The sequence below is a fragment of the Alteromonas gilva genome (assembly GCF_028595265.1).
In the GTDB taxonomy this organism is placed as follows: Bacteria; Pseudomonadota; Gammaproteobacteria; order Enterobacterales; family Alteromonadaceae; genus Alteromonas; species Alteromonas gilva.
This window is the reverse complement of the sequence record NZ_JAQQXP010000001.1, coordinates 2,646,634-2,663,127: the sequence shown is the minus strand read 5'-3', so window position 1 is coordinate 2,663,127 and position 16,494 is coordinate 2,646,634. Positions and strand designations below refer to the sequence as shown.

Genomic DNA, 16,494 nt, shown 5'->3' with positions numbered 1-16,494 from the left:
GCGTAATCCTTTTAGTTAACGAATCGCCTTATTTATCGGGCGAGAATGATTGTAGAAACTGATGAATAACCTGCAGGCCGGCCTGCACGTCGGCGGGCGTAACCGACTCGCCGGGATGATGGCTGATGCCACCTTTGCAACGCACAAATAACATACTGACCGGACAAATGGCATCCATCGCCATGGCATCATGGCCGGCGCCTGATGGCAGACTTACTTTTCTGAAGCCGCTTAATTCGATGGCTTGACCCAGAGTATGTGATAAATAGTGATCGCACTGTACGGCGTTAGCGTGGTGGGTCATTTGCCAGTTAACATCCACATGGCGACGCTCGGCAATATCGCGAAACACTTCTTCGATAAGTTGTAATGCGGCGTCCCGTTTATGGTCGTGCTCACTGCGGATATCCAGCGAAAACTCCACTTTACCGCCAATCACATTCACGGCGTTAGGGCGTACATCAAAGCGTCCGACGGTTGCCACAATACCAAACTGGGTAGCAACCGATTCTACCGCTAACACCATTTCACTGCTGGCCGCCACCGCGTCCTGGCGCATGGTCATAGGCACCGTTCCGGCGTGGCCTGCCATCCCATTTACCTGAACGTTGAGCCGCTTAGCGCCGGCAATGGCGGTAACCAGACCAACGGGCAGATTTTCGTCTTCCAGCACGGGGCCTTGCTCAATATGCACTTCGAGATAGCCGGCCACATTATCAGGATTAAGCGCTGCATCTTGAATGCGATCAAATGATAAGCCAAACTCGCTGAGTGCTTCTGGCAGGGACAGGTTATTTTCGTCGCGCAACAATCGCCAGTCTTCGTTCCAGCGTCCGGTAAGCGCCCGGCTACCCAATAAGGTTGAGCCAAAACGGGTGCCTTCTTCGTCACCAAAACCAACAATGTCGATATGAAACGGAAAGCGGATACCATTATCGGCGCAGTATTGAACCACCGCCAGTGGCGCAATCACGCCCAGCATACCATCGTATTTACCGCCATTCGGCACGGTATCCAGATGACTACCCAGTATCAGGGACCTGGCATGGGGATCGCTGCTGTAATAGCGGCCCCACTGGTTACCGGCCGCGTCCTGCCATACTGCCATATCGGCTTGCTGCATCCATTTGGCAACGAGGTTATTGGCCTGTCGGTGTTGTGCGGTCAGGTAGCGGCGGTCAACAATTCCCGGCGTTTGGGTAATCGCCCCTAACTGCTCGCAGCGTAACATCACCTGTTCGGCCAGGCGGGTAAAATCTATCATACTGTTTTACCTGCATAGGTATCGAGTGCGGCATCCACACCCGCACCGGCGCTGAGTTTGTGGCCGGCGCGGCGCAGCACGGTTTCGAGTGACTGCAGGGTGTGCAGCACCGCGTCCTGTCGGGCGTTATACCCCATGGTGCCAATGCGCCAGATCCGGCCTTTAAGCGGACCAAAACTGGTGCCGATTTCAATGTTAAAGTCGAGCAATAGTTGCTGGCGTATGTGCTCGCCATCCACCCCATCGGGGATCTCCACTCCGACCACGTTGTGCATTTTATGCTTGAGATTACCAAAGGGCGTGAGATCCAGTGCCTGTACACCTGCAAGCATGGCGTCGCCAGCCAGCTTATGGCGGGCAATACTGGGCTCAATACCTTCTTCAATTAAGTTAATGGCACACTCGCGGGCACAAAATAACATCGAGGCGGCTTCGGTATGATGGTTAAGGCGCTCTTCACCCCAGTAATCGAGCAGCATAGGGATATCGAAATAGTTAGAGCGAATGCGTGAACCTGCGCCGGAGCGATGGCTGTTTTCGCGAATGCCGGCTTCAACGTGATGACGTTTGCGGACCACCTCGACATAGCGTTCGCTTAAGGTAATGGGTGCGCTGCCGGAGGGGCCGCCTAAACACTTTTGTAAGCCAACCGACACGGCATCAAGCTGCCAGGCGTCGGTTTCAAACGGGTTGCCACCAATGGAAGCAGTCGCATCAGAGTAAAATAAAACATCATAACGGCGGCAAATTTCACCCAGATGCTCCAGCGGTTGCAGCATAGTAGTGGATGTATCACCTTGCACTACAGCCAGTACTTTAGGGCGCACTTCACGAATGGCCTGCTCAATTTGCTCGGGCTCAAAGACCTCGCCCCAGGGCACTTCGATGCTGTGTACCTCGGCGCCGGCACGTTCGGCAATTTCACACAACAGGTGGCCAAAGCGGCCAAATATGGGCACCAACACCTTATCACCGGGCTCAAGGCATGACACCAGCACGGCTTCAATGCCTGCGCGGGAGGTACCATCAACCAATATGGTGTGGTGATTATCGGTTTTGAACACCTGGCGATAGAGTGCCATGACTTCGTTCATGCAACCGGTCATGGATGGATCGTACTGGCCAACCAGTTGCTGCGACATTGCCGTAAGTACCCGTGGATAACAGTTTATCGGGCCGGGGCCCATGAGCAGTCGTGGCGGCAAAGATAAAGGTTTCATTGTTGCTCCTATAGCAGGCTCTGAGCAAGCATTCGCACGCCGGTGATGAGTAACACCACGGCAAACACTTTCTTGAGCTTGACGGCATCCAGTCGGCTGGCAAGGCCAGCACCAACCGGTGCAAAAAACACAGTTAGGGGAACGATGGCCGCAAAGCCAATCAGATTAACCAGACCAATGGTACCGGTAGGGGCATCGGCAGGTGCCTGGCCTAATATCAGCATTGTGATGGCGGCGGGCAGTGAAATAATCAGCCCAACGGCGGCAGCTGTGCCGACGGCGCGGTGTGCCGGGTAATTACAAAAGGTCAGGGTCGGTACCGTCAGCGTGCCACCGCCGATACCGACCATGGCACTAAACAGGCCTATGCAGGCGGCAATGATACGCTGGCCTATGGCGCCGGGCAGATCGCTAAACCACGCCTCTTTACTGCCAATAAACATATTCACCGCTGATAAGCTGGCAATGATGCCAAACAGCAAGGTGAGTACTTCACCATTAACCTGCGTAACAGCGTAGCTGCCAAGCAGTACGCCGAGCAAAATAAACGGCCCCCAGCGTTTGAGTAACAGGGTATCGACATTGCCTTTTTCACGGTGCGCGCGGATAGAACTGACCGACGTTGGTATAATTGTCGCCAGTGACGTGGCGGTGGCTATGAGCATGGCTGAGTCGGCCGATACGCCCAGCGCCTGAAACAAAAAGTACAGCACCGGTACAATCACAATACCGCCACCGACCCCCAGCAAGCCTGCCAGAATGCCGGCAAACACACCGGTTGCCATCAACGCCAGCAGGGTTGGCAATAAGTCCATGATTGCATCCATTACTGTACTGCTCCGTCGGTGGGATTGATGTGTTCAAACACTGGCGTAAACGCGGTGGCGAAGGCTTTGCCATCGCTGCGTGGATCGGTGGCGGCCTCGGTTTGTTGGTTAGGGTGCAATACCACGGCACCGGCATGGCCCATTAATTCATTACAGGCGTCGACAATCACCATATCGTGACCGCGGGCCAGCAATTCGTCGCCGACGTATTCTGCTACATCACGCTCTACTTTGAGATTATGCGACTGATCGCCCCAGGTTCGCCCCAGTAACCAGCGTCCCAGTGCAATAGACTTAGCCAGCGGCTGCTGATGATAAACATAGCGGCTGAACAGCGCCGCCTGTGTTTGTGGCTGGCCTTCACCGCCCATGGTGCCATAGCTCATGCGGCGGCCGTCATTGAGCGTCGCAAAGGCGGGATTAAGGGTGTGAAAAGGCTTAAGGCCGGGCTTAAGCTGCTGTAAGTGACCCTCATCAAGACTAAAAGAGGTGCCGCGATTGTTCCATACAATACCGGTTTGGGGGCTAACAATACCGCTGCCAAACTCCCAGTATAAACTTTGAATATAGCTCACCATGCGGCCCTGATTATCACACGCGCCCATCCATATGGTATCGCCGGTTTTGGCCTCGTGTGGCCAGGGTTGAGCTGTTTTGAGACTAATTTCACTGGCCATTTTATCGAGCTGTGCGTCGCTGAGGATATCCTGTAAGTCAACGTCAAGGCGGCCCGGATCGGTCACGTACAAATTACGTTTGATAAAGGCTTGTTTGGTGCATTCAATTAACAAATGCACCATGTCAGCGTCACTGTTGGCGCTGGCAACCACTCGGTCGTACAAGGCCAGAATGATCAGCGATGCAATACCCTGGGTAGGCGCCGGCAGGTTATACAGCGTGCCCTTGCTGGTGGTAACACTCAGCGGTTCAACGACCCTGGCTTCAAAGGCATTAAAGTCAGCCAGGCGAATGGGCGAGCCAGCTGCTGCTAAATCTGTGGCTAATTGTTTGGCGATATCGCCACGGTAAAAATCATCCAGGCCATTATCCGCAAGCTGTTGCAGGGTCGTGGCAAGCTTCGTCAGTTTAACTATTTTGCCTTTTTTAAGGGCTTTGCCTTTAATTAAGAAGGGCGCAAAATTGCTGTCCTGGGCGAGATCGTCAAAAGTTTTAAAGCTGGCATCCGACAAGCTTTGCGTCACCTCAATCCCCCAGTTTGCCTGACTGATAGCACGCTCTAACAGCGCGGATACCGGCATAGGGGTCTGCCAGTCGGCACTGATTTGAAGCGCTTTTTGCCATCCGGCAACAGCCCCTGCCATGGTAAGTGCGGCTTTGCCGCCGCGCGAGGGGATGGCCTTGTGACCGTTATAAAAGTCAGTAGTGGCACCTTGTGCAGCAGTGCCACAGGCGTCGATGGCGACCGGTTTTTTGCCGGGTTCACTGATGAGCCAAAAGCCATCACCACCAAGACCATTCATATGTGGGTATTCCACCGCAATGGAGGCGGCTGCGGCAACCATGGCTTCGATGGCTGTGCCGCCACGTTGCAAAATTTCGTTGCCGACGGTTGATGCCGCATAGTGCGGTGCGGTAAAGGCAGTATGTGTTGGTGTTATCGTTGTCATACTTTTGTTTCCGTAAGGGTACGTGCCAGCGCAAACAGGCTGGTTTCACTGCCTGCAGGACCAATTAAAGAGAGCCCGCAGGGCGCGTTATTCAGGCAAAATAACGGCAAATGCAATTGTGGTAAACCAGCCAGTCCGGCCAGGGCAGTAAGTGTTAATAATTGATTGCGATACGCTACCAGCGTGTCAGGCTTAGCAGATAACAACGGCGCAGTGCCTGGCGTGGTAGGCAGCACTATGGCTGTGTTGTTGCTGAGTAATGCCGTGACAATGTCGCAAACCTGTTGTTGTATCTGTTTGGCATTATTGACTTGTGCCGGCGAGATGTCAGCACATTGTTTAAAACGGGCGTCGATATCTGCGGCAAACGTGGGTTGTTCTGCTGTGATCCAGTCACCGTGGGTGTGCCAGATCTGCTGGCCTTGTAACACCCGGAAGCTTTCTGCCAGTGGCAGACTTGCCAGCTGTGAAAAGTCGCCCGGCGCCACAGCAATATCAAGCCCGCTGAGAAAGTCATTGGCCAACTGCGCATGTTCACACTTGTCAATGGCACTTTGAAAAACGGTCAGCGAGGTTAGCGCAGCGGCGTTGCTGAGTGGTTCATCAAACAGGCAATTCATACTGGCTTCAAGAATATCCAGCGTTTTACTCATGACACCAACGGTGTCAAAGCCCGGCGCCAGCGCTACCAGACCATCAGTGCTAATGCGTCCGTGGGTGGGGCGCATGCCATATAAGTTGTTATAGCTTGCTGGTACCCGAATCGAACCACCGGTATCAGTTCCCAAACCTATATCAGCCAACCCTGCCGCGACGGCCGTGGCTGAACCACTGGAAGAGCCTCCGGGCAACCGCTCGGGGGTGACCGGGTTTTGCGGTGTGCCGTAGTGCATATTCTGGCCGTTAAGGCTGTAGGCTAATTCGTCGGTAATAGTTTTACCGCTAAGCGCCGCGCCGCCCTGTAATAATTTACGCACTGCACTGGCCGTGGTGTCGGGAAGCGCATGACTGTTTGGCCAGGCGGGGTTTCCGGCTGTCGTTGGAATACCTTTAATATCGAATAAATCTTTTACCGCCAGACGCCGGCCAGCCAAAGGCAATGGCGCTTGTTTTGCCAGCGCAGATGAGGCATCAGTATATGATTGATTTGCAGGCACCTCAGCAGGCGCTGCTTGCCATACAAATGGCGAACTAACGGTAAAATGTTTCATACGGTTTAGTGTTACAAGATGGTACCCTTATGAAACAATTGTTTCAGCATCAAGTCAAGTGAAACGTTTGTTAAAAAGATGTGTTTTATGTTAATGGCGGGGCATTAAAATTAGTCATGGAGGCTCATCCACTGCGGTTAATCATCAGTGCATGGCTAATTCTGAGTGCTGGCTTGGCAATGATGGGCAGAGTCTGTATCGTAAACCTATCCACTTCTTCTGCGTGATTCTTCTGTTATGGTACGCTCTCTGATCCCAATATCAGCGCTGTTGCTGTCTGATGCGCTGTTATTACTTGGCCATGGTTTGCTGTTAACCCTGTTGCCTGTGGCAGCCAACCAGTTAGGCTTTTCCTCGGTGCAGGTGGCTTTGACCGGTTCTGCTTACTTTTTGGGGATTATTGCCGGCTGTCTGGCTACCCCCCATGTGCTAAAACGGGTAGGGCATATTCGGGGTTTTGCGGTGCTGGCCTGCGCGTATCTTATTTTCACCCTGCTGTTTGCCTGGCTGCAATCGTTTACGTTGTGGTTGGTGCTGCGTTTTGCTCTAGGGGCGGCGGTATCCGGCCTGTATATGATCATTGAGAGTTGGCTTAACGAACGGGCTGATGCAACCAATCGCGGTACTATCTTTTCGTTTTACTCGATGCTTAATTTACTGATGATCACGGTGGCCCAGCAATTACTGACCCTTGGTGACATCAGTTATCAGCTTCTCTTCAGCATTGCAGCGGTCCTGATTGCACTGTCGATAATACCGGTATCACTGACATTGTCACTAGCGCCCGCAGCGGTAAAAAACGTCAGGATCAGTTTTCGCAAAGTCTGGCAGCACTCACATATCGCCATGATTGGTGCGGTTATTTTGGGGTTAGTGACTGGCGCGTTTTGGTCTTTGGGACCGGTTTACGCGGCTGACAGCGGCTTTACCAATACCCAGCTGGCGCTGTTTATGTCGGCAACAGTGCTTGGCGGTGCTTGCTTTCAGTTACCGGTAGGGCGATTTTCTGACCGCTATGACCGGCGTATTATTCTGATGTATAACGCGCTGTCAGGCGCGTTGATCTCGCTGGCAATGGTGGTAGCCTCCCATTGGTCGGGCTTTGCCGGTTGGCCGGCGGCTTTACTGGCGTTTTTGTGGGGCGGTGCCTGTATGACGTCCTATGCTATATGCCTTGCCCATGTGAACGACAATGCCACGCCAAAGGATTTCTTACCCATCGGCAGTGGTATGCTCATTACCTATGGGATCAGCTCAGCGGTAGGCGGGCCGCTGGCGGCCGGGTTGATGAGTATAATGGGCGCACAAGGCTTGTATGCCTATATGACCTTTTTTCTGGCCCTGTTTGCGGTGATTGTTTTATTTCGCCGCCGTACCCACGTGCTGCCTGATACCGCTGACGACCACCAAACATTTCAGCCTTCTGCGGGTATCACCACGCCTATGGCGCTGGAAATTGATCCACGCACCGAACATCTGCAGGATAACCCACAGCCATCCGCCGCTGAGTCGCCGGCACCTGAGGTTAAGCTGCAATAATCAGCGGGTAAGGCACCTCATGTTGCTGACTTCAGCGTGATATTTGTTGCCTGAGTTAATCCGGGTCAAGCTCACCCATCTCGGCGTATAAGGCTGAGATGGTCGCTACCCGGTTGTCTCCCTCGGCGCCGAGCAGGGTGAACGCCTGGTTACAAATCACGGACACCAGGCTCATGGGGGCAGCGTAACTGTCAAAAGCAAACTGATTGCCTAGCTGGCAAACCAGGGTGTGTCCTACCCGGTCCTGATATACCTGACCGGTGGGATCTGTGAGCAAAATGGTACGCGCTGATGGCAGAGCGTCAATCATGCGGGCAAAAATGCGCGGACGGCGGCGAAAACCAAACACCACAATGATCTCGTCGTCGGCCAAATCCATGAGATCTTCGCTTAAACTTTGTCCCGGCTGGGGTAACAGACGAACATTAGGGCGAATTTGCTTAAGTTGCTGGCGGCAGTGCAGCGCCACCGGATAACTATTGCGATAACCGATTAGGGTAATTTTAGGAGCCCTGGCGAGTATGGAGGCAATGTGATTAATTTGCGAGGCCGGAATAGCCTCCAGTGTGCGCTGTAAATTACCCAGCTCTGCGGCAATATAATCGTGTTGGCTGAGGGCTTGTTTAACTGGTATCCCCGCATCGCGTTGCAGCACTACGTCTTGTTTGGCGTCCTGATGGGAGGCATAACCGAGCTGGCGAAACAGGCGGCTGACGGTTGCCTTGGATGTATTGGTCTTGGCGGCAATCTCGGCGGTTGAATCGCTGATAACGGTAAGCGGAAATTGCTGCAGATAGTTTGCGATAGCGCGCGCAGACGGTGAAAGCTCAGTGTACTTCTGTTTGATTCTTGCTAAAACACCATTACTTTCAGACACTTCAAAATCCAGTGTTAATCCGTTTCAGATTACAGTGTAGCCGACAATCTGACAAAATTGTATGCTTTTGTCATCTCACATTGCGAAATTGTCCGGTCTGCGATGATGGTGCAAAGTGGGCAAACCCCAACACAAAAAAAGAGCGCATGATGCGCTCTTTTATCGTTAAATGGTTAAGCTATCAGGCGGGCGAGAGTGTCTCGCTTTTACCCCCTTTACCGGATTTCTTATCAGAGTCATCGATAATCGACACCGCTGATTCGAGCGCTTCCAGTAACGTTGGGTAGGTCAGGATCTCTCCTGCCGACGCGTTAACGTTATTCAGTACCTGTTTGATGTCGTCAGAGGCGCCGCATACAATTAGCTGACGCCCCGAGCGCTTGGCGTCAGAGGTAACCGTTTCTACTGCCATCGACGCGGAAACATCCATGGTAGGTACCCGGGTAAAGTCCAGGATCAGCACCCGCGAGCCGGGTTTTACCCATTCGCGTACGTGGTGACCTAAATCTGCCGCTGCACCAAAGCTTAGTGGTCCGCCAAAACTAAAGATACTGACTTTGCCTTTGGCTCTTTCCAACAGGGCATTTTCCTGCGGATCGTTAAGGGTATCAGGGATCTTCTTGAGTTCTTCAATTTGCAGTTGGGCAATCTGACGAACATAGGCCAGCGCCGCCAATACAACACCTACACCAACGGCGGTGATGAGATCAACGAATACGGTTAAACCCAGCACCAACAGCATTAATGCGAAGTCCCAGCGCGGACCGCTATGAGCGCGTTTTAAGTAGCTCCAGTCGATAATATCCAGGCCAACTTTCACCAGGATACCCGCCAATACGGCGTGTGGAATAGCACTGGCTAAAGGACTTAGCCCTAATACAACGGCCAGTAACACCAGCGCATGGATCATACCCGACAGGCGTTCTTTACCACCACTGCGAATATTAACTACCGTGCGCATGGTTGCGCCTGCACCGGCGATACCACCAATTAAACCGGCAACGGTATTACCAATACCCTGACCAATCAGCTCTCTGCTGCTGTCGTGACGGGTACGGGTCATGTTGTCAGCCACCAGTGAGGTGAGCAGGCTATCGATAGCACCTAAAATCGCCAGAATAAACGCCGCTTCAAGCACCAGTAACAGCGTGGATGACTCAAAGGTAGGCAAATGCAGGCTGGGCAGACCGGTAGGTATATCACCCAGGATAGGCACATTTGCAATGAACAGGCTAACAATCGTACCAATGATCAGCGCCGCTAACGCACCAGGTACGTATTTGCCTAAACTGGGTGGCCACTTGTAAGCAATCACCAGGGTACCGAAGCCCAGCGCCAGGGTGGCAAAATTGATATCTGCCAGGGCAGTGGGGATATAACTCAATGCACCGATGGTGCCACCCGGCGGTTCATGCCCGAGTAAGCGGCCAATTTGCAAGATGATAATGATGGCACCAATGCCCGACATAAAACCGGAAATAACCGGGTAGGGCACCAACCGTATATAATTACCTATGCCCAGAAAACCAAATAAAATCTGGAATAAACCGGCTAACACCACGGCGGTGAAGATTAACTCTACGTCGCCGGACAAACTGGCAAAAAGGCCAGCTAAAACAACCACCATCGGGCCTGTTGGGCCTGATATTTGTGACGGCGTACCACCGAAAAGTGCAGCAAAAAAGCCTACTGCTATGGCGCCGTACATGCCTGCCATCGGGCCGACGCCCGAGGCAACACCCAACGCCAGAGCCAGCGGCAAGGCAACGACACCGGCGGTAATACCACCGGTGATGTCACCACGCACATTTTTAAATAAATTTTGCATTCTTAATCCTTAACTTCAGGCGGAGCTATTCGCTTTTATGGGTGAGTTCTTTAGCGTACTTCTCGTCCATAGGACCGAATTCGCCGGTTTCCTCTTGATAACAAAGCACTTCTGCGGTTTCGATATTGTAAAACCAGCCGTGTAACTTAACCTGACCGGTAGCCAGTTTCGCGGCAACCGTTGGATGGGTTCTTATATGCTGCAGTTGTTGTACGACATTTTCTTCGGTCACTAACTGCAGGTGATCCTCTGTATTGAGCTCATCACAACCACATTTTTCCTTAACCACTTCGCTGGCAACCCGGCAGTGGCCAAGCCATTCTTTTACATGGGGTAATGAAGACAGTGCTTCAGGGTTGATTGCGCCTTTCATCGCACCACAATCGGAGTGACCACAGATAACGACATGAGTGACGCCTAAAGCGGCAACCGCAAATTCAATCGACGCTGTCATACCACCGGTTTGGTTGCTATGGGGCGGGACGATATTGCCTGCGTTGCGGCAGATAAATAAATCGCCTGGTTGGGTTTGCGTCACCAGGTTGGGGTCAATGCGGGAATCCGAACAGGTAATGAACAAAACCTCAGGGTTTTGACCATTGGCTAATTTTTGGAACGCCGCTTTTTTGCCAGGAAAGACATCTTTTTGGAATTTGGCAACACCAGAAATTACATGATCCATACACACATACTCCAGATTTGTTTTAGTGAGTTAAAATGTAAAGATATTGTTATCTTATAGCACTATAGAAAAATAGCTATGCTCGTGATAGTTATTAGCTATAAGATTACCCCATTGTAGTGCGCTTACGCCAGTACAAAACAAAAATGGTAGTCATATGACTACCATTTTTATTTAAACGTACTTGCAGGCTATTTGGGTTTATGGCGTTGCAAGATAGTTGTGCAGAGGCTAAAACTTGATGGTTTCAACCTGTATGTTTTTGGTTTGAGCCTGATCGATATAATCCTTAATCATCTCTTTTACATCAAAGGCTACAGACTTGCTGTTTGAAAAATCTAACACAACCTTAGAGTTGCCTGGTATGGAGTTCAGCTTTTTCAAAATGCTTGGCTTATTAAAGAATGATACCTCTTCGGCTAACACGATGTGGTGGACCTTTTCACCGTGCTCCTCGTTAACGGTTTCCTTAAACTGATACGAGTTTCTGAAGCTGCTTTTAAGGGTAAAGAAAATACTCACGCCAAGTCCGGCAAACACACCGGTCAGCAGGTCAGTAAAGATCATCACCGTAATCGTTGTAATAAACGGTAAAAATTGCTCCATTCCGTTTTGATACATTATTTTAAACATGACAGGCTTGGTGAGTTTGTAACCTACCACAATTAATATTGCCGCCAGTGATGCCAGCGGAATGAGGTTCAGCATCGATGAGATCGCCAGTACAGCGACCAACAAAAACATACCGTGCATAATTGCAGATAACTTGGTTTTACCACCAAATGCAATGTTCGCTGAGCTACGGACGATAACCTGAGTAATTGGCAGGCCACCAATCAATCCGGATACAATGTTACCCAGACCTTGCGCTTTAAGCTCGCGGTTTGTCGGGGTCGTGTGTTTTTGCGGATCGAGTTTATCAGTTGCCTCAACACACAGTAGCGTCTCAATACTGGCCACGGCGGCCATAACCACGGCAATGGTCAACACGTCCAGACTGAGCATTTGCGAAAAGTCAGGAAACGCCAGTTCGTTAGTAAAGTCGCTAAAGCTGTCAATGACCGGCAATGATACCAGCATGCTGCTTGCCATCGGATTGCCCGCCTGAGCCATCATAACAGACGCCAGAATACCCAGCAGTACCACTACAATGGGGCCTTGAATCAACTGGAATATTTTGTGTCTGGGCACTAAATATCTGTCCCAGATTACCAGCAATGCAAGGGATAACCCGGAAATCAGGACTGCCGCCGGTGACATTAGATTAAGCGCGTGTTCGATGGCCGAAAAGGTGTTTTCCCCGTTGGCATGTATAAACGCTTCTTCACCTAAAAAGTCGGCGTGCCAGCCAAACAGATAGGGAATCTGCTTTAATATGATTAGCAAACCAATGCCGGCCAGCATACCAGTGATGACTGAGGTCGGGATAAAGTACGCAATGAAACCGGCGCGGGCAAAACCCATCACCAGCTGAATGACACCGGCTAATACGACGGCACATAAGAACAGTTCCCAGCTTCCCAGGGTGGCAATAGCGTCAAATACAATGACCGCTAAGCCGGCAGCAGGGCCGCTCACACCAAGGCGAGAGCCGCTGCACAAACCCACTACAATACCGCCCACGATACCGGCGATAATACCCGAGAAAAGTGGTGCGCCTGAAGCCAGTGCAATACCTAAACAAAGTGGAAGGGCAACAAAAAAAACAACAATACTGGCTGGTAAGTCATTTTTTAATTCACTAAAGGATAAATCCAACTTCATCAGAAAACTCCTTGTTATTTGTTGGCAACAAGCTGCTCTTTGTTTGTTGAAGGCGTATCCATTGGCTCAAATTTTCCGGACGCTTCGTCATAGGTCAGTACTTCGGCAGTTTCAATGTTATAAAACCAGCCGTGTAATTTAACCTGTCCGGTGGCTATTTTTGCAGCCACAGAAGGGTGTGTTCTAAGATGCTGAAGTTGTTGTACCACGTTTTCTTCGGTTACCAGTTGTAAATGATCGCCGGCGTTGAGTTCGTCACAGCCACAACGTTCTTTAACCACTTCAGAGGCAACACGGCAGTGACCGAGCCATTCTTTTACGTGAGGCAGGCTGGTCAGGCCTTCAGGATTGAGTGCGCCTTTCATAGCACCGCAGTCTGAGTGACCACAAACAACAATATGGGTAACACCTAAAGCAGCAACGGCAAATTCGATTGACGCTGTCATGCCGCCGGTTTGATTGCTGTGTGGCGGAACAACGTTACCGGCGTTGCGGCAAATAAACAGATCGCCCGGCTCTGTTTGTGTAACAAGGCTGGGGTCGATACGGGAATCCGAGCAGGTAATAAACAATACTTCGGGGCTTTGGCCGTTGGCCAGTTTTTTAAACGCCGCTTCTTTAGCTGGAAAAACGTCTTTTTGAAACTTAGCAACCCCAGAGATTACGTGGTCCATTGAAGAACTCCTAAAAAATGAAAATGAATAAATACACTACGAAATGATTTTTACCTGATAGCCATATAGAAAAATAGCTTATGTGGTGATAGTCTTTACCTATATGTTGTACTATTTTTATAGGACTAAGTGTATGGTTGCATCGACCAAATCGATTACATATACCCAATTTCGCTATTTTGTGGCGCTGGCTCGTGAACTCAGTTACCGCCGTGCCGCGCAAATTCTGGGCATCAGCCAGCCAACGCTGACATCCCAAATCAATGTACTGGAGAAAAACCTGGGTATTCCTCTCTTTGAGCGTTCACGAAGTGGCACTTTGTTGTCGCCCGAGGGGCGTTCTTTATTGCCATTTGCTGAAGATGTACTGCAATCCTCTATTCGTTTTGAGGAAAAAGCCCGCGATATTGCTGGCGGCAATCAAACCACCTACCGTCTTGGTGTGCCGCCTACGCTTGGCCCTTACTTGCTGCCGTATATTCTGCCGCAACTCCACAAACGTCATTCCAAGCTTAAGTTTTATGTGCGTGAAGCCGCGCCAACCCAGCTTATTAAGGGCCTGTTTGACGGCCACTTTGATATTATTATTTCACCGGGTTTACAAGAGTCATCGCAACTGGTGTCCAGCAAACTGTTTATTGAGCCGCTCAAATTTGTAGTGCCCAGTGATCACGCGTTGTCGGGACTGCAATTTATTGAACCCGAGCAAATTCACGGCGAAACCGTACTTACACTCGAAGAAGCCCATCATTTTCATCATCAGGTACACGAAATATGCATGAAAATTGGTGCCCAGGTAACCCGGGATTATGAAGGAACCAGCCTCGATACGCTCAGGCAAATGGTTGTGATGGGAATGGGCGTGGCGTTTTTACCGGGCTTGTATGTACATTCTGAATTGCATCAGCCCGACGAGTTGCATGTTTGTGAGTTAAAAGATACGCCGATTGAGCGTCAGCATAATCTGGTGTGGCGCAATACCGCGCCGGGACGGGTGTTTTTTCGTGAATTAGGCAATGAAATTCGCCAGATCCTGTCTGAAACCCTGAGCCATGCAGTGCGTGTCGAGCATAGCGCTTAGCCGGGTTCGCCAGCTACTGACACTTCGTGCCTGTTAATCAGTGCAAACCGGGTAGTAAGGATTAGTCACTGGCTGCTTAAAGACGTACAAAAATTGCGGGGGGCAGGTCGTTTATTATACAAGCTTGGTGTAAAATTCACCTTAACATCATAAAAACGTCATATTTGATTTTAAGTAGGATGGAATGCACGCAAAACGTTGGCTGGAATTACTCGGCCTGTTTATTTTATTACCCCTTTGTTTTTGGGCTGGCCTGCACCAGTTTGGCCCTTATCTGCTAATTGTACTGGCCTGTGTGAGTGGCATTTGTTTATGGCTATTAGTTGCTGATCAGAGCTTCAGACGTGTACGTTTGTGGAACTGGCAGGCCGGAAAACCGCATTTACTGGCTTCGCTTAAATTGTTTTTGCCCTGGGCCCTGATCACAGCGGCGGTGGTGTATTGGTGGCTGCCAGAGTCCTTTTTGCAGTGGCCTGTTGAACATACCTCGTTATGGCTGCTAACACTGCTCTTGTATCCGCTGTTGTCGGTGATCCCACAGGAAATTATCTACAGAACCTTCTTTTTCCACCGCTATAAGTCAATTTTACCTACCCACACGCAGCGCCTTGGCGCCAGTACTATGCTGTTTGGTTTTGCTCATGCCATTTACGGTAACTGGCTGGCTGTTGCGTTGTCGGCAGTGGGTGGCGCTATTTTTGGTGTGCGTTACCTGCAAAGCCGCTCTACCGCGGTAGTGGTTATTGAACATTCCTTGTGGGGCTGTTTTTTGTTTACGATTGGTCTGGGTTCTTATTTGTCGTTGCAACATACCACCTAAGCGATTCACGCCGAAGATGGTGCCACAGGTGATAAGTTACAGCGACTAAGAAACCCCTGCCATAAGGTAACATGGTCGTCCATCGCCTGTTGATACGCGGCAAAATGACGCTGCTGCGAGCGCAGGTACTGTTTAAAGCTGTCAGGCAGCGCGGGCGAGGCCAGCCAGGTGTTCATTACAGGGGCAAACTGATAGGTAAAAGCGTTTATGCGCGCGCCTGCAGGTTGAATTTTGTCGATAAAAAATAAATAAAATACATTGCGCAATACGTTAGCCTTTTCCGGGGTGGTAGCGGTGCAATCCAGCGCGGTTAACTGTGTTTTCAACGCCGCAGTAATGGGCGGCAGCTGTGTCGCAATATGTTGCTGGGCCAGCCAGATGCTCGCGGGTAATCGACTGGCGCTGATGGCTTGCAGGCTGGCTTCTATCGACTGCCCGGGCTGATACTGAGGTTCGGCTAACGCGGTCACTTGTTTAAACAGCGATACCTGACCGGCAATATCAATCGTATCCTGATACAACAGGGCCGGCCTTGCGCGGCTGAACGCCGCTTTGGTTTCGTCACTAAGAACCAGCATATTACTCCAGTGCAGCGGGTACTCAGCCTGCTTTATGCGTTGCCATTGTGACATGGTCGCGGTCAGCTTTCCCCACTCGTTGGTGGCGCTCTGCGCAGCGTTGGCGAGTGTCATACAATCATTTAAGGCGGCGATGAACTGTTGTTCGTAATGCAGGCGCTGCGAGAAATGTTGTATTTTACCCAGCGCAGTATTGTGTTCGGCCACTAAATTGCCCAGTTCGCATTGCTGTAACTGGTGAAACTGAGTCAGGTTGATGCCAATTGAGGTGGGTTGTTTAAGCAAGTCATTGCGCGTCGGGTAGGCCAGGCTGCTGGCAAGCCCGGCCTGGCTGGCAGGGCTGACTAACTCGGTGTCGAGCACCCGGCTTAAGCGTTGTTGGTATTCATTGATGTCATCAGCGATGTAAGGCGATGAACAGGCACTAAGAAAGACGATAAACAGTGTACTCAGGACGAGCCGACACACCGCGCAGCAATGCTTGCTGAAATACCTCAAATG

Annotated in this window: 14 protein-coding genes; 3 read left to right on the top strand and 11 right to left on the bottom strand. The window is 51.0% G+C overall.

Features of this window, described 5'->3' with window-relative positions; translation table 11 throughout:
- Positions 1–28: 28 nt before the first annotated feature.
- The 5 genes from OIK42_RS11815 to OIK42_RS11795 are packed head-to-tail and all read right to left on the bottom strand — an operon-like array spanning position 29 to position 6,150.
- Entirely contained in the window at positions 29–1,264 is a 1,236-nt protein-coding gene (locus OIK42_RS11815) for an allantoate amidohydrolase (RefSeq protein ID WP_273640759.1), read from the bottom strand.
- On the bottom strand, positions 1,261–2,484 hold the full coding sequence (gene pucG / locus OIK42_RS11810; RefSeq protein ID WP_273640757.1) for a (S)-ureidoglycine--glyoxylate transaminase: 1,224 nt from the start codon (positions 2,482–2,484) through the stop codon (positions 1,261–1,263). Before pucG ends, OIK42_RS11815 begins: the two co-directional genes overlap by 4 nt.
- A gap of 8 nt (positions 2,485–2,492) precedes the next feature.
- Positions 2,493–3,311: a sulfite exporter TauE/SafE family protein gene (locus OIK42_RS11805; RefSeq protein ID WP_273640755.1), complete on the bottom strand. Its 819-nt coding sequence runs from the start codon at positions 3,309–3,311 to the stop codon at positions 2,493–2,495.
- Positions 3,311–4,939 (bottom strand): gamma-glutamyltransferase family protein, encoded by a 1,629-nt coding sequence (locus OIK42_RS11800; protein WP_273640754.1) that lies wholly within the window; start codon positions 4,937–4,939, stop codon positions 3,311–3,313. Before OIK42_RS11800 ends, OIK42_RS11805 begins: the two co-directional genes overlap by 1 nt.
- On the bottom strand, positions 4,936–6,150 hold the full coding sequence (locus OIK42_RS11795) for an amidase (protein ID WP_273640753.1): 1,215 nt from the start codon (positions 6,148–6,150) through the stop codon (positions 4,936–4,938). Before OIK42_RS11795 ends, OIK42_RS11800 begins: the two co-directional genes overlap by 4 nt.
- 237 nt (positions 6,151–6,387) lie before the next feature.
- Between OIK42_RS11795 and OIK42_RS11790 the strand changes: the two genes are divergently transcribed.
- Positions 6,388–7,689, top strand: a complete 1,302-nt coding sequence (locus OIK42_RS11790) for an MFS transporter (protein WP_273640752.1) — start codon at positions 6,388–6,390, stop codon at positions 7,687–7,689.
- Positions 7,690–7,744: 55 nt separating this feature from the next.
- Here the strand turns inward: OIK42_RS11790 and OIK42_RS11785 are convergent, their stop codons facing one another.
- From OIK42_RS11785 to OIK42_RS11765, 5 genes are all read right to left on the bottom strand, one after another.
- Entirely contained in the window at positions 7,745–8,566 is an 822-nt protein-coding gene (locus OIK42_RS11785) for a MurR/RpiR family transcriptional regulator (protein ID WP_273640750.1), read from the bottom strand.
- Positions 8,567–8,747: 181 nt separating this feature from the next.
- Entirely contained in the window at positions 8,748–10,394 is a 1,647-nt protein-coding gene (locus OIK42_RS11780) for a SulP family inorganic anion transporter (protein ID WP_273640748.1), read from the bottom strand.
- 25 nt (positions 10,395–10,419) lie between these two features.
- Positions 10,420–11,076: a carbonic anhydrase gene (locus OIK42_RS11775; RefSeq protein ID WP_273640747.1), complete on the bottom strand. Its 657-nt coding sequence runs from the start codon at positions 11,074–11,076 to the stop codon at positions 10,420–10,422.
- A 231-nt stretch (positions 11,077–11,307) separates the two neighbouring features.
- The gene (locus OIK42_RS11770) at positions 11,308–12,840 is read right to left on the bottom strand and encodes a SulP family inorganic anion transporter (protein ID WP_273640745.1); all 1,533 of its coding nucleotides are present in this window, start codon (positions 12,838–12,840) and stop codon (positions 11,308–11,310) included.
- 14 nt (positions 12,841–12,854) lie between these two features.
- The gene (locus OIK42_RS11765) at positions 12,855–13,514 is read right to left on the bottom strand and encodes a carbonic anhydrase (RefSeq protein ID WP_273640743.1); all 660 of its coding nucleotides are present in this window, start codon (positions 13,512–13,514) and stop codon (positions 12,855–12,857) included.
- A 133-nt stretch (positions 13,515–13,647) separates the two neighbouring features.
- Here OIK42_RS11765 and OIK42_RS11760 point away from each other — a divergent pair, with 133 nt between their 5' ends.
- Together OIK42_RS11760 and OIK42_RS11755 are read left to right on the top strand one after the other, a co-directional pair.
- A complete protein-coding gene (locus tag OIK42_RS11760) occupies positions 13,648–14,595 on the top strand; it encodes a hydrogen peroxide-inducible genes activator (protein ID WP_273640742.1) in 948 nt (315 codons plus the stop codon).
- A gap of 184 nt (positions 14,596–14,779) precedes the next feature.
- Positions 14,780–15,415 carry a CPBP family intramembrane glutamic endopeptidase gene (locus OIK42_RS11755; protein WP_273640741.1) on the top strand — a complete coding sequence of 212 codons (636 nt, stop codon included), beginning with the start codon at positions 14,780–14,782 and terminating at the stop codon, positions 15,413–15,415.
- A 5-nt stretch (positions 15,416–15,420) separates the two neighbouring features.
- Here OIK42_RS11755 and OIK42_RS11750 read toward each other — a convergent pair whose 3' ends face one another.
- Positions 15,421–16,491 carry a DUF3080 family protein gene (locus OIK42_RS11750; RefSeq protein WP_273640740.1) on the bottom strand — a complete coding sequence of 357 codons (1,071 nt, stop codon included), beginning with the start codon at positions 16,489–16,491 and terminating at the stop codon, positions 15,421–15,423.
- Positions 16,492–16,494: the final 3 nt, after the last annotated feature.